Annotated in this window: 29 protein-coding genes and 1 pseudogene; 13 read left to right on the top strand and 17 right to left on the bottom strand. The window is 28.1% G+C overall.

The window, feature by feature from the left end:
- Nucleotides 1-287: 287 nt before the first annotated feature.
- Nucleotides 288-1127: a DegV family protein gene (locus HMPREF3125_RS05370; RefSeq protein WP_070452411.1), complete on the bottom strand. Its 840-nt coding sequence runs from the start codon at nt 1125-1127 to the stop codon at nt 288-290.
- A 350-nt stretch (nt 1128-1477) separates the two neighbouring features.
- Here HMPREF3125_RS05370 and HMPREF3125_RS13015 point away from each other — a divergent pair, with 350 nt between their 5' ends.
- Both HMPREF3125_RS13015 and HMPREF3125_RS05365 read left to right on the top strand, forming a co-directional pair.
- A complete protein-coding gene (locus tag HMPREF3125_RS13015) occupies nt 1478-1615 on the top strand; it encodes a hypothetical protein (RefSeq protein ID WP_256278071.1) in 138 nt (45 codons plus the stop codon).
- A 69-nt stretch (nt 1616-1684) separates the two neighbouring features.
- Complete coding sequence (locus tag HMPREF3125_RS05365; protein WP_256278070.1) at nt 1685-2707, top strand: Fic family protein; 1023 nt, start codon at nt 1685-1687, stop codon at nt 2705-2707.
- A gap of 41 nt (nt 2708-2748) precedes the next feature.
- Here HMPREF3125_RS05365 and HMPREF3125_RS05360 read toward each other — a convergent pair whose 3' ends face one another.
- From HMPREF3125_RS05360 to HMPREF3125_RS05345, 4 genes are all read right to left on the bottom strand, one after another.
- Nucleotides 2749-3540: a DUF1829 domain-containing protein gene (locus HMPREF3125_RS05360; RefSeq protein ID WP_070452408.1), complete on the bottom strand. Its 792-nt coding sequence runs from the start codon at nt 3538-3540 to the stop codon at nt 2749-2751.
- Between the two features lie 13 nt (nt 3541-3553).
- Nucleotides 3554-4009 (bottom strand): DUF6978 family protein, encoded by a 456-nt coding sequence (locus HMPREF3125_RS05355; RefSeq protein WP_046466479.1) that lies wholly within the window; start codon nt 4007-4009, stop codon nt 3554-3556.
- Nucleotides 4010-4317: 308 nt separating this feature from the next.
- Nucleotides 4318-4923: a hypothetical protein gene (locus HMPREF3125_RS05350; protein WP_017637836.1), complete on the bottom strand. Its 606-nt coding sequence runs from the start codon at nt 4921-4923 to the stop codon at nt 4318-4320.
- Nucleotides 4924-4969: 46 nt separating this feature from the next.
- A complete protein-coding gene (locus tag HMPREF3125_RS05345) occupies nt 4970-6010 on the bottom strand; it encodes a DUF4352 domain-containing protein (RefSeq protein WP_070452405.1) in 1041 nt (346 codons plus the stop codon).
- Nucleotides 6011-6351: 341 nt separating this feature from the next.
- On the opposite strand from HMPREF3125_RS05345, the gene HMPREF3125_RS05340 reads away from it, so the two are divergent.
- The 4 genes from HMPREF3125_RS05340 (at nt 6352) to HMPREF3125_RS05325 (ending at nt 9637) form a co-directional block, all read left to right on the top strand.
- A complete protein-coding gene (locus tag HMPREF3125_RS05340) occupies nt 6352-6909 on the top strand; it encodes a cysteine hydrolase family protein (protein ID WP_017637834.1) in 558 nt (185 codons plus the stop codon).
- Nucleotides 6910-6929: 20 nt separating this feature from the next.
- Nucleotides 6930-8294: an MFS transporter gene (locus HMPREF3125_RS05335; protein WP_070452402.1), complete on the top strand. Its 1365-nt coding sequence runs from the start codon at nt 6930-6932 to the stop codon at nt 8292-8294.
- Between the two features lie 118 nt (nt 8295-8412).
- Entirely contained in the window at nt 8413-9165 is a 753-nt protein-coding gene (locus tag HMPREF3125_RS05330; RefSeq protein WP_070452398.1) for an amidohydrolase family protein, read from the top strand.
- A 271-nt stretch (nt 9166-9436) separates the two neighbouring features.
- Complete coding sequence (locus tag HMPREF3125_RS05325) at nt 9437-9637, top strand: cold-shock protein (RefSeq protein WP_002450876.1); 201 nt, start codon at nt 9437-9439, stop codon at nt 9635-9637.
- 218 nt (nt 9638-9855) lie between these two features.
- Here HMPREF3125_RS05325 and HMPREF3125_RS05320 read toward each other — a convergent pair whose 3' ends face one another.
- The 5 genes and pseudogenes from HMPREF3125_RS05320 to HMPREF3125_RS05305 all read right to left on the bottom strand — a co-directional run bounded on the left by HMPREF3125_RS05320 (nt 9856) and on the right by HMPREF3125_RS05305 (nt 12444).
- Nucleotides 9856-10089, bottom strand: a complete 234-nt coding sequence (locus tag HMPREF3125_RS05320; protein WP_029056555.1) for a hypothetical protein — start codon at nt 10087-10089, stop codon at nt 9856-9858.
- Between the two features lie 224 nt (nt 10090-10313).
- The gene (locus HMPREF3125_RS05315) at nt 10314-10547 is read right to left on the bottom strand and encodes a hypothetical protein (protein ID WP_017637830.1); all 234 of its coding nucleotides are present in this window, start codon (nt 10545-10547) and stop codon (nt 10314-10316) included.
- A 483-nt stretch (nt 10548-11030) separates the two neighbouring features.
- Nucleotides 11031-11245: pseudogene (locus tag HMPREF3125_RS13010) on the bottom strand (hypothetical protein).
- A gap of 76 nt (nt 11246-11321) precedes the next feature.
- Entirely contained in the window at nt 11322-11606 is a 285-nt protein-coding gene (locus tag HMPREF3125_RS05310; protein ID WP_070452395.1) for a hypothetical protein, read from the bottom strand.
- Between the two features lie 88 nt (nt 11607-11694).
- A complete protein-coding gene (locus tag HMPREF3125_RS05305) occupies nt 11695-12444 on the bottom strand; it encodes a poly-gamma-glutamate hydrolase family protein (RefSeq protein ID WP_070452392.1) in 750 nt (249 codons plus the stop codon).
- A 237-nt stretch (nt 12445-12681) separates the two neighbouring features.
- Here HMPREF3125_RS05305 and HMPREF3125_RS05300 point away from each other — a divergent pair, with 237 nt between their 5' ends.
- Nucleotides 12682-12915, top strand: coding sequence for a hypothetical protein (locus HMPREF3125_RS05300; RefSeq protein ID WP_070452389.1), 234 nt, complete (start codon nt 12682-12684; stop codon nt 12913-12915).
- A 59-nt stretch (nt 12916-12974) separates the two neighbouring features.
- On the opposite strand, the gene lnsA is transcribed toward HMPREF3125_RS05300, so the two are convergent.
- From lnsA to tsaA, 3 genes are all read right to left on the bottom strand, one after another.
- Nucleotides 12975-13547 carry a lipoprotein N-acylation protein LnsA gene (gene lnsA, locus HMPREF3125_RS05295; protein ID WP_371106438.1) on the bottom strand — a complete coding sequence of 191 codons (573 nt, stop codon included), beginning with the start codon at nt 13545-13547 and terminating at the stop codon, nt 12975-12977.
- Nucleotides 13548-13652: 105 nt separating this feature from the next.
- Nucleotides 13653-13838 carry a type II toxin-antitoxin system toxin TsaT gene (tsaT, locus tag HMPREF3125_RS05290; protein ID WP_029055618.1) on the bottom strand — a complete coding sequence of 62 codons (186 nt, stop codon included), beginning with the start codon at nt 13836-13838 and terminating at the stop codon, nt 13653-13655.
- Nucleotides 13839-13856: 18 nt separating this feature from the next.
- Entirely contained in the window at nt 13857-14114 is a 258-nt protein-coding gene (tsaA, locus tag HMPREF3125_RS13005; RefSeq protein WP_072291797.1) for a type II toxin-antitoxin system antitoxin TsaA, read from the bottom strand.
- 298 nt (nt 14115-14412) lie between these two features.
- Here tsaA and HMPREF3125_RS05285 point away from each other — a divergent pair, with 298 nt between their 5' ends.
- Complete coding sequence (locus HMPREF3125_RS05285; protein WP_029055617.1) at nt 14413-14616, top strand: sterile alpha motif-like domain-containing protein; 204 nt, start codon at nt 14413-14415, stop codon at nt 14614-14616.
- Here the strand turns inward: HMPREF3125_RS05285 and HMPREF3125_RS05280 are convergent, their stop codons facing one another.
- Nucleotides 14617-14841 (bottom strand): hypothetical protein, encoded by a 225-nt coding sequence (locus HMPREF3125_RS05280; protein WP_017637487.1) that lies wholly within the window; start codon nt 14839-14841, stop codon nt 14617-14619.
- 171 nt (nt 14842-15012) lie between these two features.
- Between HMPREF3125_RS05280 and HMPREF3125_RS05275 the strand changes: the two genes are divergently transcribed.
- Complete coding sequence (locus HMPREF3125_RS05275) at nt 15013-15600, top strand: histidine phosphatase family protein (RefSeq protein WP_017637486.1); 588 nt, start codon at nt 15013-15015, stop codon at nt 15598-15600.
- 158 nt (nt 15601-15758) lie between these two features.
- Here the strand turns inward: HMPREF3125_RS05275 and HMPREF3125_RS05270 are convergent, their stop codons facing one another.
- Nucleotides 15759-16250 carry a GNAT family N-acetyltransferase gene (locus HMPREF3125_RS05270; RefSeq protein ID WP_017637485.1) on the bottom strand — a complete coding sequence of 164 codons (492 nt, stop codon included), beginning with the start codon at nt 16248-16250 and terminating at the stop codon, nt 15759-15761.
- Between the two features lie 283 nt (nt 16251-16533).
- On the bottom strand, nt 16534-16956 hold the full coding sequence (locus tag HMPREF3125_RS05265) for an organic hydroperoxide resistance protein (RefSeq protein WP_017637484.1): 423 nt from the start codon (nt 16954-16956) through the stop codon (nt 16534-16536).
- A gap of 183 nt (nt 16957-17139) precedes the next feature.
- On the opposite strand from HMPREF3125_RS05265, the gene aroD reads away from it, so the two are divergent.
- Both aroD and HMPREF3125_RS05255 read left to right on the top strand, forming a co-directional pair.
- Nucleotides 17140-17856 (top strand): type I 3-dehydroquinate dehydratase, encoded by a 717-nt coding sequence (gene aroD, locus HMPREF3125_RS05260; RefSeq protein ID WP_070452386.1) that lies wholly within the window; start codon nt 17140-17142, stop codon nt 17854-17856.
- Nucleotides 17857-17934: 78 nt separating this feature from the next.
- Nucleotides 17935-18474 carry a nitroreductase family protein gene (locus tag HMPREF3125_RS05255; RefSeq protein ID WP_017637482.1) on the top strand — a complete coding sequence of 180 codons (540 nt, stop codon included), beginning with the start codon at nt 17935-17937 and terminating at the stop codon, nt 18472-18474.
- 108 nt (nt 18475-18582) lie between these two features.
- Here HMPREF3125_RS05255 and HMPREF3125_RS05250 read toward each other — a convergent pair whose 3' ends face one another.
- Nucleotides 18583-18906 carry a thioredoxin family protein gene (locus HMPREF3125_RS05250; RefSeq protein WP_017637481.1) on the bottom strand — a complete coding sequence of 108 codons (324 nt, stop codon included), beginning with the start codon at nt 18904-18906 and terminating at the stop codon, nt 18583-18585.
- 141 nt (nt 18907-19047) lie between these two features.
- Between HMPREF3125_RS05250 and HMPREF3125_RS05245 the strand changes: the two genes are divergently transcribed.
- Both HMPREF3125_RS05245 and gcvH read left to right on the top strand, forming a co-directional pair.
- Nucleotides 19048-19401, top strand: coding sequence for an arsenate reductase family protein (locus HMPREF3125_RS05245; protein ID WP_070452383.1), 354 nt, complete (start codon nt 19048-19050; stop codon nt 19399-19401).
- Nucleotides 19402-19575: 174 nt separating this feature from the next.
- Nucleotides 19576-19956 (top strand): glycine cleavage system protein GcvH, encoded by a 381-nt coding sequence (gcvH, locus tag HMPREF3125_RS05240; RefSeq protein WP_017637479.1) that lies wholly within the window; start codon nt 19576-19578, stop codon nt 19954-19956.
- Nucleotides 19957-20231 lie beyond the last annotated feature (275 nt).

Genomic DNA, 20231 nt, shown 5'->3' with positions numbered 1-20231 from the left:
ATGGAAACTGTTTCAAATTGGTTAGGTAGTAGTTCATTATTTGATGATGTTAAGAAATTATTTAAGAAAAAGAACGATAATTAACATCTAATTGGATACATTATGCAATACAGTATATACGTTTTGTTATAACAGTTATTGTAAAAGATAATCATAAATATTTTATTGGAATTCTATTTTCTGCTTTGTAAGCCTGCAACTCATTTGGTTGTGGGCTTTTCGTTATTGTTATCACAGATATGCCTCAAAACATAAAAAGACACCCTTTATTAGAGTGTCTTTAAAATTTATACATTAATCCATCCTATTGCAACTGTGCCATATCCTGTATGAACTGCTCCAACATTTATAAGTGGATTTTTTTCAATAATTTTATTTGGAAATTTCTCTTTTAAAAACTTAATAATTGAATCAGCAGTTTCGTGTTCTCCTGTGTATGAAACACCAACTTTTGATGGATTATCTCTTGTAATTTCATCTTTTAGTTTATTAATTAAATAATTAAAGGCTTTCTTTTTAGTACGTAATTTATCAGCTAATACAATTTTTCCTTTTTGAAATTCAATAATAATTTGTATGTTGAGAATTCCCGCAATAAGTGCTTTTGAACGACTTAAACGGCCACTATTTTTAACCTGATTTAAATTTTTAGGATAAAAAATTAAAGTGGAAGCGTTTTGTAAATCGTTCACTTTATCAATAATGGCTTGATAACTTTCATTATTATTTTTGGCTTTGATACCTTCTTCAACCATTCTTCGGAGCGGGTAATCTCCAGTCATAGAATCTATAATAGTTGATTCAATATCAAAATAACGGCTTACAGATTTTGATTGTTCACACGCACCAGTTAATGCACTCGTTGCATGAATAGCTATAACGTGAGTATAACCATCATCGATGACTTTTTGATAAGTATCTATAAATGATTGTGGTGTAGGTTGAAATGTAGTTGCGCCATTTTCATATTGCTTTAATAATTCAAAAAATTCTTGTGAGCTGATATCAACCATATCTGTATAATCTTTATTATTAATTCTTGTTCCCATAGGTACTACGTAGACATCTGAATACTCATGTAAACCGATACCAGATGAACTATCAGTAATAAATGCAATTTTATTCAAATGATCTCCCCCTTAAAAATGCAAAATTTATTTAATTATTATACTATGTACCCTAAAAGTTATATTATAGTCAATTAAATTAAGCAAAACGCAATGGTCATTATTTAAAATAAACTATAAATTATTTGTATCACTATGTCACTAATACATTCAATGAAACATTTTTGCGTCACATCAAAGATATAGTATCACTAGATATTTTGAATTATGTAATAAGAAGAAGCATTAACACTAAAATATAAAGTTTATTTTTAATTTCTTAATTTAATAATTTTATAGTATAATAATACACATTAAATATGATTAAACGCCAAAATGGAAGAAAAGGATAATAAGAGGTGATTTCATAGATGACTTATAAAACGTTAAAAACAATTTTTCACATGAGTGATGAACAAAACTTTGAAAAAGAGTACCAACAACGATTAAATAATTTCACTACTTATGTCACAGATATTGAAATAAATCCAATTAGAAAGCAGACATAAATTAAAAGTATGATGTTCCCTTTATTTTTTTGTCCAACTAAAACCATAATTATTAAAGCGGAAAAGATATTGATCAATTCAAGTGAAATTAATAAATTGATTAACAGCCAACCAATAGTCGCTACAACTTCATATCTAAAAAAGTTACTAATTAACGAAATGCAAAGTACAAATGAAAAAGAAAATGTAAGGAGTACTAAAAAAGAATTAGCAGATGCGTTAAATAATAATAATTTAAAAAGTAATAAAAGATTTAGAGGATTAGTTTATCAATATAGTTTATTACTTAGTGATGAAGATTTTACATTAAATGAAATATCTGATTTTAGAAAGGCTTATGATTTATTGTTATCTAACGAAATAGCAGATGAAGATTTACCAGATGGGTTAATGTTTAGAAAACAAGGTGTAGGCGTTCGTGATACTTCTAAAGAAAAATGGGTACATAGAAATGAGTATTCTGAATATGAAATTGTTGATTTTTTAAATAAAATGTTAAATTTTATTAGTCACTATGAAGCACCAATACTTCTGAAAATATTAGCTAGTCATTTTATGTTTGAGTATTTACATCCTTTTTATGATGGTAATGGAAGATTAGGACGTTATATTATAGCAAAACTTTTGAAAGATAATTTAGAACATGTTACTGCATTAACTTTTTCTTATGCTGTGAATAGAAATAAAAATAAATACGATAAAGCATTTGCTAGTACTTCTCATTTTCTTAATAAAGGAGAAATGACTTACTTTATAGATGTCATGTTGGATTTAATCATTGAGGGTCAAAAAACTGCAATTGAACAATTTAAAGAAAATATTGCGATGATTGAAACGTTGTATGGAAGACTAGAGAATTTAAACTTGAAAGAGCATGAAAAAAATGTGTTGTTTATATTGCTCCAAGATAAAGTATTTGGTAATGAATATACAAGAATTAGTCTTCGAGAATTAGTTGAATTCTTGCCTTTTGGACGAAAAAAATTAGATAGTATTATCAAGAAACATGAAGATAAATTACATAAAATTAAGCAAAGACCAACAGTATATGAAGTTAAAGATGAATTCATTAGTGATTTGATGAGGGGATAACTAATCTAAATAAAAATAAGGGTATTAATCTACCCTTATTTTTATAAAGTTAGTAACTCTATTCGATTTTCTATGTTACTATATTCAATCGTATTAATATCATTTTCTTGAAGAAAAGTTTTATTTTGAATATTAATCTCTTTGTTTCTATCATTTAAAATGAATATAAATTCATTAGGACGCTGTCTTTTAATTTTTTTAGCTTGTATAACATCTGTTAATTTAGATTTTATAATCATCGCATTGTTAGGGTTTGATATGGCATTAATAAACTTTTCTTTTTGATTTTTTTTAGCACTAATAAAAAAATCAAAATTATGAACTACACCGCTTGAACCCACAATAGGTAAATCTCTACCATATGAAATATTATGTTCATCTAGTTTGGTAGCTACATCATCAGAAAATATATTTTGGACTTTTGGTTTTGAAAGAACATACATATCATTGATGAAAATTAAACATTGCAATAGATTATGTTTGGATTTATTAAAATTTGCGAAATTAGTTTTTATATAAATTTCACCTGTTTTATCATTGTATTTAATACCATATGCAGCAAGGTGTTCTTCAAACATATTCTTACGTTTTTTTGATTGATTTATAAAGATGCCATTATTTTCTAGACCAAATATTGTATATCCATCATCAGTTAGAGTAATAATGTCATCAATTTGATTATATAATGCGTATATAATTAAATTATCTAACGAACTATCTTTAAAGGGAAAGTCTATTCTTACTATATTCTTACTGAGATTAGAAAAGGTTAATTCTTGTTTATACCAATCTAAATATTCATTTTTTAACTTCTCTGCGTCTAATATAGTCATACTTATCCCTCCTTTATTTTGTTTCACTAATATTATTATAAGCTAAAAATGATTTATAAACACTGTATATATCATTAAGAATTGGAAAATCTTTTAAATTGATTTCATAAGCAAATCTATCTTTTTTCTCATATGCATTATTATAAATATGAATATGGCTATTTGGAGCTGATGATCCATCTGGATTAAAATGAATGCCACCTCTAATATCAATTCTAACTAAAGTATGGTAGGTTTCTTCAAAAATTATAGAAATAGAAAACCTATCAATTTCTACATTACCTCTATTTATAATAACAATGTATTTTACCCCTAATTTAAAACTTATTACTTTTTGTCTTTGTTTAATTTTTGTAGCAATTAATGTCTTTAATTCACTTTCATTTATATAAGAGTCTGTATATTTTAATTCATTTATTAGTTCTTTAACTTGTCCGTCATCCAAATCGTTTAAATCAAATTTGTTCAATATTGTTCTCCTTATTATAAAATTTATTTCTTCTATAAATTATTTCTATTAATAAAAGATATATAAATTATATTATACATTTTTATGTATAAGTTACACTTTTAGAATGGTGAATTAAAATTATTTTTTTAACTATAAATCTCGAAATGTATGGCGGAAAAATCTAGTTATAATATAAATAAAGTGCATTTAGAGGGAGGGTTAGGATCTTAAGTGGATAAAAAAACTACTAAATCTAAAATGAAAACAAAATAGATTTAGTAGCAATTAAAATAATAATGCAGTTGTTGTTAAGAAATAATACTTAATTAATTTTTATATTGGTCATACTCGCCGTTTTGGATTTTTTGTTCTTCATTTTGAATCTTTTGATAAACTTGATCCGCATTATTGCCATCGTAATACCCTTTTTCGATTGCAGTTTTAGTTTGTAATTCGGCTGATGAAAGACCGCCATGATATTTTTTGCGTAATGCATTATAGTATTCATCTTCCGTTTGTGCAGCATTAATTTCTGAATTAACATCTTTTGTTGTTGATTGATCATCATTAGATTGAGATTCGTCACTAACATCTTTAGGGTTAATCAAACCAGCATCAGTTCCAGGCTTTTCTTGTTTTTGATTATTTATATTCTGCTGATTTTGTTGTTCTGTACTTTGTTGTGTATTAGTATTTTGTCCATTATTTTGTGCAGTTTGTTGATTATCTTCGTTAGATTGTTTGTTATTTTCTTTTTCTTTTTTCTTCTTATCTTCTGATTTTTTATCTTTTTTAGAATCATTGGATTTTTTGTCAGATTTACTTTCTGACTTTTTATCGTCTGTCTTTTTAGAATTATCATCATTTTGCCCACACGCTGTTAATATTAGAGCAGATGATAATAAAATTGTTCCTAATAATTTGATTTTCATTTGTATAAACTCCCGTATAATTATTAATTATATATATATCTAATTTCTATTTTTCTGCATTACTGCTATCACTTGATGAATTTGAAGATGTGCTACTTGATGATGTACTTTCAGCTGGTTTAGCGGCATTATCATTGTTAGTTACTTCTAGCTTCGTTTCTTGTGGTTCACTTTCTTTTGGTGTAGTAGTTGGTGATTTGTCTGCTTTTTCAGCTTGTGAATCATTGCTAAAATTGTTACTTGAACTACTATTACCATTACTATTAGTACTATGGCTCGAATTATTTGATGCATTTGAACTTGAAGAAGATGTACTTTCATTATTAGATGGTGTTGTTGAACCACTTGAACTTGTGTCAGTAGAGGATTCACTATCATCACTATCTGATTCGTCATCATCTTTATCAGAAGTTTTAGCATCAGATAAATCTACAGTAATACTTTTTACGCTAAACAAGCTTGATGTAATTTCTAATTTTTTATCTTTAGTATTTGCTACTTTTTCAGAAACATCGAATACAATTTTTCCTTCTGCAGTACTATCGGGATTAATTTGTTCTAAAAAGAATGAGTTTGTAACACTGCCATCATCACTTTGGTTAGCAGATAGAGATCCAGTAGCATCGGCATCAAATGATTTATTACCAGATTTAAGTTTAAACATTTGGGTGTCGATAGTTAATGATTTGTTGCCTTTATTTTTTACAGAAACGTCTGCTACGACATAAGTGTCTTTAGCATTTGTAGGTGCGATAGACGGGCCAACTGATGTTGTATTTTCAACAGATTTAACTTTTACTTCTAAATCTCCATTTTTGATCGTATCTCCGATTTTATAGTTTTTAGTACCATTAGAATGACTTTTGAAATTATCTTTGATACCACCATTAAAAATCATGGATAGGGCTATAATGCCAATAATAAATAAGATAAAAAACACTAAACAGCTGCTACAGCCCCAAAGCCACCATTTCTTAGTATTAGATTGATTAGATTTTGCTTGTTCTTGTTTGGCTTGTTGTCTTTGAAATTCTTGAAATTGCTCCCATTGTTTCCTTTGTTGTTCCTCATTAAAGTTTTCTTCCATTAAACATATCTCCTTTAAATGTAATTTACATATATATTAATAATACTGTGGTGCCAGGCTAATGAGTAATCATATTATGTTATCAATAATGATAATTAAAATGAAATTTATAAAAGTTATTTTAAAAACAAATTGTCATACAACTAAAAATTCAAAATAAAATATAGTTTAGCATGATTTTAACTTTATTCTTGCGGTTAAAGATTATTAAATAAAAGATCATTAAATAAAAATTGTAAATTTTATCCAATGAAGTATTGATAAACCAATCATTATGAATAAGAACCTTGATGTGGTACGATTTTTGAATGTAAAAAACTAAATTGGAAGTAGGTATAAATATGAATGATAATAAAGCGTTATTAGTAATGGATATGCAAAATGGGATTATTAGCTCATTATCTGATACAAAAGATTTAATTGATAAAACAAATGAAGCAATTACTACAGCTAGACAAATGGAACTACCCATTATCTTTGTAAGAGTTGCTTTTTCGAAAAATTTTATGGAAATTTCATCTAATAACAAGATGTTTAGTAGAATCAAAGAAAGTGGACAACCAATGACAGTTAAGGATAAATCGACTCAAATTATAGATGAGCTTCATATGGATGATGATGACTTATTAGTTACTAAACAACGAATTAGCGCATTTACTGGGAGTAATTTAGAAGTATTGTTAAGAAGTTTACAAATTGATCACTTAGTTTTAACGGGGATAGCCACAAGTGGCGTTGTCCTATCAACAGGAGTAGAAGCTTTTGATAAAGATTTTAAATTAACATTTTTACAAGATGCAATGGCTGATAGATCCTCTGAGACGCACGAATTTTTAACAAATCATATTTTAACTAGATATGGAGATGTATTAACAGTTGCAGACTGGCAAAAACAATAGAATAGTCAAGGGTGACATTTATGTCGAAAAAAGCTATTAGCAATACTTTTAATAAAAAATTATATACACCTATGATTTTAGGTTCGATTTTAAATCCAATTAATTCTTCAATGTTGGCTGTAGCGCTTGTCCCAATTGCTCAGGCATTTGGTGTGCCTTTTTATCAAACTGCTTGGCTTGTGTCGTCTTTATATTTGGCTACAAGTATTGGTCAACCGGTAATAGGAAAGTTAATTGATATTTTTGGTCCAAGAGGTTTATTTTTATTTGCCACGAGTTTAGTTGGATTAGCGAGTATGATTGCGTTAGTGACACCGTCGTTTTATGGATTAATTTTAGCCAGATTTTTAATAGGTATTGGAACATGTGCCGGATACCCTTCGGCAATGTATTTAATTAATTATGAAGCTGAACGTACAGGTGAAGATAGTCCGAGTAAAATATTGACAATTCTATCTATTAGCAATCAAGTTATTGCAGTTATTGGGCCGACTTTAGGTGGAATTTTAGTCGCTAATGGTGGTTGGCAATCCATTTTTATAGTTAATTTACCAATGTCTATCTTGGCATTTATCTTTGGTTATTTATATTTTCCTAAGACAGCCACTAAATATAAATTACAGTTATTAAAAAAACGAGTTGATTTTGTAGGAATTATATTATTTTCGATAAGTTTAAGTTCTTGGATGATTTTCTTTATAGAAGCCAAACCATCATATTGGTATTTATTTTTAATTGGGCTTATAAGTTTAATCACATTTATTTTATATGAATTAAAATCTGCTAAACCATTTATAGATTTGAAAATTTTGAGTCATAATATATCGATGAATAATACGTATCTACGTACTTTTTTATCAATGCTTATTTCTTACAGTGTGCTATATGGTTATGTGCAGTGGTTAGAAGAGGTGAAAGGTTTATCACCCATGCATGCAGGAATGATAATGTTACCACAGTTTATTGTGGGTATCTTTTCTGCGCAGTTAATGGGACCACGATTAAATATAAGAACTAAGTTATATATTGGAACAATTGGTGCCTTAATCACAATGATAGGATTTCAAATGATTTCAAGTGACACATCAATTTATTATTTAATCGTCTTATCAGCCATATTTGGATTGCCACAAGGATTATTGAATCTTGCAAATCAAAATGCGCTATATCATCAAACTCCAAAATCAATGATAGGAATGTCTTCTGGTTTATTAAGAACTGCAGGATATTTAGGTGCAATTGTTTCTTCAACACTGATTGGAATATTATTTAAAGGTTCTGATTTAACTACAGCAGTGCATGAACTTGGTTTTGCAGCAACAATTATAGCTATTGTTATTTTATTGCTAACAATGACAGGTGGTAAAACTTTATCAGAAAAGTAACCAATAGTTATGTTAAAAAAACATTATATCTATTGCATATTGGTATTAACATTAGAAAAAGTTAAAATGAATTTGAAAATATTTATAACAATAATCATTAAACAAAGGGGACATTGATATGAAAATGTTTGATTCGCATTTGCATATTATCAACTATGATTTTGAAATAAAAGAAAATAATGGTTACTTACCACCATCATACGGTATTGAGGATTATCAAAAAGAAGTAAAAGAATTAGATGTATTAGGTGGTGCCATTGTGTCCGGATCATTTCAAGGATATGATCAAAACTATTTAATTGATGCTCTAGACAAATTAGATGGTAAGTTTGTAGGTGTTACACAACTTCCTTATACTGTAAAAGATGATGAATTAATTAGGTTGAATAACTGCGGTGTCAGAGGTTTAAGGTTCAATGTAAAACGTGGTGGTTCTGAAGATTTATCTAAACTAGAATATTTGGCTAAAAGAGTATATGAAGTAGTTGGATGGCATACTGAATTATATATAGATTCGAAAAATTTACCTGAAATCTCAACTACAATTAAAAAATTACCTGCAGTATCTATTGATCATTTAGGTTTATCGCAAGAAGGATTATCTGGTTTATTAGAATTAGTAGATAGAAATGTTCGAGTTAAAGCTACAGGGTTTAGTAGAGGCAATTTAGATATTGCAAAAACATTGAAAGAAATATATCAACTAAATCCTAATGCTTTGATGTTTGGTACTGACTTACCATCTACAAGAGCGCCTCAAAGATTTACTAAAGACGATATTAAAATAATAGAACAACATTTTGATGAGACAGAATGTGAAAAGATATTTTATAAAAATGCTATGAATTGGTATAGGATTCAAGACAATTAATCTATATTTATAATGTATATTTTTATGATAATTACATTTAATAGATATTTTAAAGGTGATTTCAATAAAAGTTGAAAATTTTATTTTGTTAATTATAATAAATTTGAAAGAATTTGGCTAAAAGGGTTTACTTTTCTCAAATATAGCGTATAGTAGTATTTAAGTAAACAAGTACGTGAAGTTAATTGCGAGTTATTATTAAGAATATTCTCCCTTTGATTTATGGATTTGTTACAAATATTATGTGCAAAAGCACGCGGAGGTATTCGATATGAATAACGGTACAGTTAAATGGTTTAATTCAGAAAAAGGTTTTGGTTTCATCGAAAGAGAAGATGGAAGCGACGTATTCGTACATTTCTCAGCAATCGCTGAAGAAGGATACAAATCATTAGAAGAAGGACAAAAAGTTGAATTCGACATCGTTGAAGGCGATCGTGGAGAACAAGCAGCTAATGTCGTAAAAATGTAATAACATTTTCAAAGCAACCTTAATGGTTGCTTTTTTTTATGCTTAAATTTAGTTTATTTTGATAAATGAGATAGATAAGGAATAGATTTCTAAATATTTTATACATAAAAAAAGCACATACAGATTCAATATGAATCCGTATGTGCAATATCAATATAATATATAGTATATAAAACATAAATCTATCAAAAATTAATACTGTCTAATAGACATTGATACTAAAATTTTGCGTTTTGCATTACATTTAAATTAAACACTTTAGTTTGACCACAGTTCTCACAAACAGTAGCAAAACCTTCAAGATCGTTTGTTTCATTTCCAGCTGTTGGAATATGAACGATATCTTCTAAGAATGTTAGTTTTGGGTTTGAACAACAAACAGAACGTCTTCTTGAATTATAAAATTGTTTGATTGTTTCTAATTCTTCTTCATTAAATTTTGTGTTTTTCATGTTTCACACATCCTTTCATTTGATATGTATATAAAAAATAAAAATGTTATCAAAAAGATGTTGCAACATGGTTAACGCAAAATATCAATTGTCTATCTATCAGTTTGTAAATTTGATATTAAATAGAGTTTAATATAATTGAGCGAAATTTTGTTGAATATTGCTTAACTGTTTGAAAAAACAGCTTAAATGTAAGAAACATCTAAGCTGTTAATCATTATTTATTACTTATTGGCTTTGTCGCCGTCAACACGTTCTTTATTTCCTTTGTCATCTTGTGACTTAGGATTGTCTTTCTTTTTAGCACTATTTTTTACTTTTTTGACAGTTTTATTGTCATTACTCTTAGAATCTTTTTGCGTTGATTTACTGTCATTTTGTTTTGAATCGTCACTACTATGACTACAAGCACCTAAAACTAAAAAGCTAGATAAGATCAACCAAAATACTTTTTTCATTCTATCTCTCCTAAGATATGTCATTATCTTAAGTTTACTACATATAAATGTTATTTTACATCTATTTCTTTTTAAAAATTGTGAATATTTTTATTAATATTAATAAGTAAAAGTAATTTAAAAAGAAAAGTAGTTAAAAGTAAAAAGAGGGGGATATTAAAAAAGCGCCAACATTAACTTTAATAATGACGAAAATTAAAGTTAAGTTGACGCTAACAAGAAGTAATGTTAAACACTCACAAAGTTTAACAAATTCAGAGTACCACAAAGTTAAGTTTTTTACCACTTTATTATATTGATAATTAGCAAATGAAAATTAAAGTTTAAGTTAAATTATTTTTATAGTTGAAAGAAAAATAAATAAACAAGAATTTTGGTTATGAAAAATATAGTAGTTTAAAACATTTAATGCTGAAATACTTTATAATCCGCTATATCAAGTATTTTAAATGACAATCTCTAGTAGCATAAGGTTTTGAAAAGTTATAATCTATCAAAGATATTTAATTCTTTATTATTTGCATCAAATGAAATATATAAATCATCATCGTATACCTCTGACTTATTATTTTGAATGTCTAGTTCACTTAGTATTTTAAAACTTCCATTGTTTTGTGGTTCAACTATTGAAATTTCATTAGCATTACGTTGTATAGCAAAGTGACGTTTGAATGATTATTGATTTTCCAATCTTCCATAATTAATAATCCTCCCAAGCGCTAAATACATTCATTCCTATATAAGGGGAATGTTTTAAGGTATTGCTCATCATTTCTAACCAAAGCTTTTTTCAATTTCTGTAAATGCTTTAGTAGTTAATTTAATATGATTAACTTTGTCATCTTCAATATCACCGTTAATATAATCATTATTAATCAGTACTTTCAAATTTTCTAAAAAGTCATCGTACTCACGATCACAAAAATAGTCATCTTGTGTAGTAACAGAATCTTTGAAATCATTCGCTTCTTGTTCTGATTGACCTTCGTTAGATCTTTCAATATATAATTTGTAAAATTTAGCAACGGTATATTTTTGTTCTTTAGTTAATTCGTCCATCTTACTTTCCTCCCTAATTCACATTACATATGTATTACCCTTTATTTTTAAATTGCAAAACAATTTATTAGAGTAATTACTGACAAAACTATGACTTTTGAGTATTTTTCACACCTTCTTGTACAGCTTTAGCAAATTTATAGAACATTTTCGTATAATTATCTGGATTTGAGCGGATTTTTTGATTAAATTGGCGTCCTTTAAAAAATTGTTTTCTCAATCGCGTAGTTAGTTCCAACTGCACCCATGAGTCGCTTTCGTTATCATTAACAAAGTTTTTTGATGATTTAGCATCAATTTCTGTTGGGCTTTCTTTAACGGAAAAGCCTTTTCGACGTAGCGATTTAGCAATTGATTTTGACATTTTTTTATCTTTACCTCCGACAAAGACAATAGGATCATCACCTGAAAAACCATGAATTGATATAGTTTTTTTCGTTGTTTTAAGCATATTACGTAACTTAGGTTCGTCGTAATTGGTAGATGTAATGTGAAGTTGGTCATTATTTTTAGAGCGTAAACCTTCAAAAGTGTAAAAATCATATTTTCCAATATTTGAAATACGACGAGCAAGTTCAGTCGTACCAGGTTCAATACCTCCGCCATGAATTGCTGTTACTAAAATATCATGGTGATTGCGATTTTTTGTAATAACACGCCAATCTTTATTTTCTTTAGTATTTGTTTTAAGTTCTTGAAAATTATTATATCGGTCATTTGATTGGTTCATATTTTTTCTTGTATTATAAAAAATTAAAGCCACAATGATGATGGCAATAACAATTAATAGAATTGAAAAATAATATAATTTTGTATACAGACTTGCATGCTTTTTCATATATTCTCCTAAAAGGTGTTTTTTATCTATAAATCATATCAATTTATTAATACTATCAACAAGCATTTTCCTTTTATTTAGTATATTAATTTAAAATATTATAAGTAATAAATGAAAAGTTTTGGTTAGATTGAAAAGGTGAGTATAAATAAAAAAGTAGAAAATCACTTTAAATATTACAAATTAATAATTCCTTAATATTACTTTGGTAAAATGTAATTAAAGGGATGTGATGATATGGATAAAGAATTATTAAGAAAATATTTAAATGACGATGGTTTTAAAGCAGTAGGGGTAATTTATGGGAATAAACGTATTATTTTAGAAAGTGATATCCATGTTGATTATGAACACGAAGTTATTATTTATCCTATGAAAAATAGCACAAGAATCATTCCGTTTAATGCGATTAGTTACCTTGATCTATTAGATAAGAACGATCAGTACATCAATTATTTTAAAGAAGTATAATTAAATTTAAAAAACGCCTTACTATTCATAATAAATATGACTTATATGAAGTAGGGCGTTTAATAAGTTTTGACAAGTTTTAAACGGTATTCATTTGTGAAATTATCTTTCAATGCATAAGGTGAAATAATATATAATCCATGGTCGCTTATAGCATTTTTGCTTACGCCTTCCTTATATGCTTGGTAGATAATTTTAGTACAGTATGTAAATCGTTTACTTTTTAAGTTTAAAGTCACTAAATATCTATTGTCTGTATTTTCATAGTTTTCTTTTGTCCACTGTGCGGCCTTTTTACCAGCTCCTGGTTTTACGCAGCGATAAATTTTAATCCAGTCATCTTGGCCTTCTCCAAATCGTGATTTGAATGATTCAAATGATTCTGTGATTGGTTTATCACCAGGTCCTTCAATTTGTAAAACAGTATTATGATCAATGGCAATACTAGAATGACCAAAAAAACCATATAAAACTGGTCCTTTCGTAATAATGATATCTCCAGGTTGTAATTGGAAATCTTTATTAGATGCTGAATATGTATGTTCCTGTGACTCTGCGTTTAAATGGTTGGGAGGGAATATACAAGTACTTATCATAAAGAACATAATAGTTATTAATATGTATAATAAAATTTTACGCAATTATCAAAAACTCCTTTAAATAATGTAAGAAGCATAAATATAAGTATTAAAATAAAACGTTCAGCTACTAAAGCAACTGAACGTATTTGTGATGTGTTACAAACCGAATATTAATGTATAAATTAACATGGCTAAACCAAATATAAAGAATACAATTGTGAAGCCAAGATAAGATTCTTTTTTAGATTCTTTTTTAGTTTTAAGCATAGTAACAAGAACGATTGTACCTGCAATTAAAAATATAATTGATAACCAAAAAAGAATAGTGAAATGTAAGCTCATTTTTTAACCTCCCATCTTTTAAAGAAAATCGTAAAAAATTGGATAAATGTAATATAGGGTAAGAATGATATTAATAAAAAAGAGAATTTCACTTAATAAATCCTTATTAGAAATAGCTATAAATAAGCTTATAATAATAATCAAACCACATACTATTAATCCGGGCACTAACCATAAGGTGTCATCTAGGTTGGTGTTATTTGTAATGACGATATTAAAAATTACAAACAATATCGTTAATAAAATATTAATTACGTGTAGAAAATATAATTTCATAGGTGATTCACCTCTGGAAAATGCTTCTTTAGTAAAAAAATCCTTATGTATATCATATCATTTATTATCACTTGGTAAATAATTAAATAGAAGTATATAGCTATAAATTGTGAATAAAAAGAAACGACATTTTAAGCGAACATCCCATTTTTTTGAATAAGTAAATAAAATTGTGAATAAATTTAAAAAAATACAATAAAAATGTGCAAAATTTACACTTTGCACATTTACAATCTCGAGTTTTCTGATAAGATTAATTACAACTTAAATAAAGATAAAATATAAGGGGAATATTGTGATGACATTTTATGATTTTATAATAGGTTTTATAAATGACGATACACCGTTTGGAAATTTAGCTAATTACATCAATAAAGATCATAAATTCCCAAAAAATGAAAAGAATAAGTTTGTAATTCGTACTTATGTTTTATCGAATTATGATGATTCTCAACTCATTGAAAGTGCCAATAGAGCCATTAGTTTATATCAACTAACTTAGTTAGTACCAATTTTGTTGATTCAACGCATACCATACATCTTTTGTTCTAAAATTAATATCATTATTTTTAACACTAAATGGCTTTATAATATCTTTGTCTAACCAAGTATTGATTAACTCATTTGGTACGCCATCTAATAACATATCGCTTTTACTTACAACAAAGCATTCCCATTCAAGTGTTACATTATTCGGATTCACATAACTGTGATCATGAGATTCCATATTGATTAACACTCCTTTAACAAATGTAAACTTAGTGTTAAGTTATACCCACTAAGACAATATATTAATCATCTGTTTATATTATTTTTCATTGATTTGTTGATTTACTATTACTATGTCTAATGATTTAATGTTAGTTATGAGCTTTATATAAGTAATAGAGGTGGAAATATGGCAAAAACTTTATATTTAATGAGACACGGACAAACAGTTTTTAATTTAAAAGGCAAAATTCAGGGCGCTAGTGATTCGCCTTTAACATTATTAGGTGTAGAACAAGCAAAAGCTGCAGCTCGATATTTTGAACATAATCAAATTGAATTTGATAGTTTGTTTTCTTCTTCTCAAGAAAGAGCGTGTGATACTCTAGAAAATGCAGTACCAAACCATCAAAATAGATATATTCGCTCAAAAGGATTAAAAGAGTGGCGTTTTGGTTTGTTTGAAGGCGAAAGTATTGAATTACTTAAACAAATTAAACAACCTAAAACGCTTTACGGTGATTATGTTGTACCTTTTGGGGGAGAATCACGTGAAGATGTAGAAAATAGAATGGTAGAAACATTAACTGATATTATGGAAAATTATAGTCGTCATACAACACTAGCTGTAAGCCATGGAAGTACAATTGGTTTATTTATTAGATACTGCTTAGGCTATGAAGAGGGTAGTACATTTAATATTGGAAATTGTAATATACTAAAATTTAGTTACGACAAAGGGAAATTTACTTTCATAGAATTAATTGACCCTATGTAAAAGAAAGCTCAACCTTGCTATAAATACAAGGTTGAGCTTTTATCATTATATTAGCTTTATCGTTAAATTGAATTAGAGGTCAGATGTTAATGAAATATATAAAATTACTTTGGATGTAATCTTAATCCATTTTTTTCTAACTTAAATATGATAATAACTTAATTTTTTAAATTATAAGTTAACCAATGTTCATCAAAATAATCTTCACCGATTTTAGTAGCATTTTTCTCGAAACCTAGATTTTCAAAACCTAGAGAAGTGAAGAATACTTTTGCACTAATATTATTTGAAGTGACAGAAGTGAGAATGGTTTCTAAATCTTTCTGGCTAGCAATTTCAATAATATAATTGATTAATTCACGATTTATCACTTCATCATTATCTTTAACAAAGTTATTGTTGATGACAGCTTTATGTTGTTTACCTACTTGTCTCATTTGACTTAAGGTTGCAGTAGCTACTAGAACGTCATTTTCAAAGGCACCATATACATTGATGAAAGGGAATTCGGAAGATAAAAGTTTTGTCAAAATGTCATCAGAAACGTGGTCTAAATAATAACGATCCCACGAATAAGTATGATGTTCCCCTGATAATAGTGATTTGTAAATTTCTAAATCATCTAGAGTTAATAAACGGATGTTGTTCATAGTGACCTCCTAATTCAAATCATTAATTGTGTGTCGTTGCTGGGTAAATACATATTAAAATATTTAATAAAAATAATCAATGATTATTTAATAATAAGCAAAAACGTTTTTGAAAAAATAGTTAAAATATATATTTAATTGTATGTATATAATAACTCTTCATATACATTATAACAGAAACTCGATTTTAAAGGTCGGAAATATGAGGTAATTATGTGAACAAAAAAAGAGACCCATTCAATAGAGAATGGGTCATATAAATATATAATATTGTATTTATAACTTAGTCAACAACTTCAACATTTAATTTAACATCAATGTTTCCTCTAGTTGCTTTAGAGTATGGACAGAAGTCATGTGCATCTTGTAAATATTTTTCAGCGTCTTCTTGAGATAATACATTTTTCACTTTAGCATCGATATCTACGCTTAATTTTGGACTTTCAGCGTCTGGATCATCTTCAAGACGTACTGTTAAAGTTACTTCTGGTTCAGCATCTCTAACTTTGTTTTGTTTTAAAATTAAATCAAATGCACCATTAAAACATGAAGCATATCCTGCTGCGAATAATTGTTCAGGATTAGTAGCATTTCCGTCCGCTTGTTGTGGTGGTAATACATCTACATTGATTGCTTTATCGTCAGTTTGAACGTGTCCTTTACGTCCACCTACGTTTGTCGCTTTAGTTTCATATTGAACTGCCATAATTATTACCTCCTAATTAATCATATATATAAAGTGTACCCGTAAATTTTTAGTTCAATCATTCATAATAATTTTTTGGCTATTGATTCAATAAAGGCGATTGGTAGTAATGTATATTTTAGTTTAAAATAAAAGAAAATATACACGTATATAGTTCAAAAAGAGACAGGAAAGAGGGATAGTATGTCAAATGTAAATATAGCTGTTACGATTGCACCTGAAAACACGATAGCAGATGATTTATTTAAAGACATAGAGTTCTATCAAGATAGTATTGATATTATAGAGCTTAGAGTAGATCAGTGGGATAAATTAGATAGGCTCAATCAAGTCATTGAAGAATTAAATCAGTTAACGTTTGATTTTAAAATTTTAATTACATTTCGATCTGCTTCTCAAGGTGGTAAACGTAATGTGAATGAATCCGAATATCTGAATGTGATAGAACATCTAATTAATACAGACGGATATAATATGTTAGATATTGAATGGGATGAGCAAAAGAATAAAGATGATTATTTAAATTTAATCAATTTAGCTCAACAAAAAGGATTAGAAGTAGTATTATCACATCACAATTTTGATGAAACACCTACGTTTGAAGAAATGAAATTCACTTATTATAAAATGAGTCAATTTAACTCGAATTATATAAAGCTAGCAGTTATGCCCCATGATATAAAAGATGTATTGCATTTATTAGAAGCAATGAATGAATCAGCTAATTCATTAAATCAAAAAGTGATTGGAATTTCGATGTCTAAAATAGGGGTCATTAGTCGCACGGCACAAGGTGTTTTTGGTGGTGTAGTATCTTATGGATGTTTAGGTGAACCCCAAGCACCTGGTCAAATTCATGTCGAAGAATTAAAAAAGCAAATTGACTTTTATGAGAAATGATTAGAAGGTTTGAACAATAGTAGATTGTGTCTTATAATTGATAAAGATTATCAACGAATAATAAAGGGAGCGATAGGATTGGAACTACAAGAAGCAATCTCGAATAGAAGAAGTGTTAAAAAGTTTAAGCACGATATGACAATTGATGATAAAGCTTTATATGAAGCTATTGAAAAAGCTACAGATGCTCCTAACCATGGCATGAGAGAACCATGGAGAGTTGTCCATGTTGCTAAAGATAGATTAGGAAATATGAGCGAAGATATTACACGATTTGCTTTTCCAGATAGTCCTGAAAAGCGAGCAGATCATTATGATAAAGTTACTAAACTAGGTGGCATGTTAGTATTAGTTTTAAAAGCTGATCCAAGACAACGTCAAAATAGAGAAAATTACTTTGCATTTGGCGCATTCGCGCAAAATTTAATGTTGTTATTATATGAAGCAGGTATAGGTTCATGTTGGAAATCTCCAGCATATATTTTTGAACCTAAAATACGAAAAGCTTTAAACATTGAAGATGATGAAATTTTAGCAGGTTTCTTATATTTAACTGATTTAGAAGAGCCAATGACAAAAGCCAAACGTAAGAATAGACATCTTATCTCAGAATACTAAATAATTAATCACAAAATGAAAGATATTAAATAAGGTCGAGGTAACAAATAAGAAATAAGCCATTGAATGGTACTCAAATTTCTTTACTTGTATCTCGACCTTTTAATATTATTTGCTAAATGTTTCGTCTAAAAATGATTCAACTTGTTCTGGTGATTTAGCATTAGCTGAATGTAAATGTGCTAATTTATCACCATTTTTAAATACTAAAATACTTGGAATTCCCATTACGTCATTTTCAGCAGTAACGTCTTCTAATTCATCACGGTTAACTGTATACCAATCATAATCTTTATATTTTTCGACGATTGGGTCAATCCACATATCCATAGCTTTACAATCTGGACACCAACCAGCTTCGAATTTAACGATGACAGGTTTGTCATTTTGAACTGTGTTATTAAATTGTTCTGTAGTATTAATACTTTCCATTACAAAAGCCCCTTTTCATTTAATTAGTAAATTTATTATAACGGATGAAATTTCTTAAATAAAAAAATAAGCTTAAAAAGTAGAGCGTTTTATAAAATAACATGATATATTTGTGATAAGAGACAAAGGAGGCAAAACTCTATGATTAAATTTTATCAATATGCAAATTGTACTACTTGTAAAAAAGCAACAAAATTCTTAGATGAGTATGGTGTTAGTTATGAACCAATCGATATCGTTCAACATACACCTACAAAAAACGAGTTTAAAGAAATTGTTGAAAAAACAGGTGTTGATACTAAAAAATTATTTAATACACATGGTGCTAAATACCGTGAATTAGATTTAAAAAATAAATTAGACGACCTAACAGATGATGAACGTTTTGAATTACTTTCATCAGACGGTATGTTAGTTAAACGTCCATTAGCTATATCTGGAAATAAAATCACATTAGGTTTTAAAGAAGAAGAATATAAAAACACTTGGTTGTAACACTTTTTTGAAGTTTATAGAAAGTGAACATTCATAATTATCAAAGACTAAAAAATATTAATTACATATTTAAAGCCGAATTTTAAAAGGTTTAAAATTTTTATATAATAGTTGATTGATAATAGTGGGTATGGCATCATTAAAATGTACTTAAAAATTAGGAGGGGATTTATCGTGGCAGTACCAAACGAATTTAAATACTCTAAAGAACATGAATGGGTTAAAGTTGAAGGAAACGTTGCAACAATCGGTATTACTGAATATGCACAAAACGAATTAGGCGATATCGTATTCGTTGAATTACCTGAAACTGATGATGAATTAAATGAAGGCGACACTTTCGGTAGTGTTGAATCTGTAAAAACTGTATCTGAATTATACGCTCCAATTAATGGTAAAGTATTAGAAGTAAATGAAGAATTAGAAGACAGTCCTGAATTTGTAAATGAATCACCATACGAAAAAGCATGGATGGTTAAAGTTGAAATCAGCGACGAAAGTCAACTTGATGAATTATTATCAGCAGACCAATACTCAGAAATGATTGGTGAATAATAACAATGAACTCCTCGATCTCGTATCAAGGAGTTTTTTAGTGCTTCTTAAATCTTTAGATTTTAGAAGCACTTATGCACTAGTGAAAGCTAGGGCGATCCGCAATCCACTTCTAATTTTCAATTAGATTAGTGGAACTTATGCACTAGTGAAAGCTAGGGCGATCCGCAATCCACTTCTAATTTTCAATTAGATTAGTGGAACTTATGCACTAGCAAAAGCTAGTGCGAACCGAAAAAAGAAAAATCTTTAGATTTTAGAAGCACTTATGCACT

The organism is Staphylococcus sp. HMSC13A10, from assembly GCF_001808005.1.
Classification (GTDB): domain Bacteria; phylum Bacillota; class Bacilli; order Staphylococcales; family Staphylococcaceae; genus Staphylococcus; species Staphylococcus pasteuri.
The sequence above is the reverse complement of the archived record's forward strand: the minus strand, read 5'-3'. Positions and strand labels throughout refer to the sequence as shown.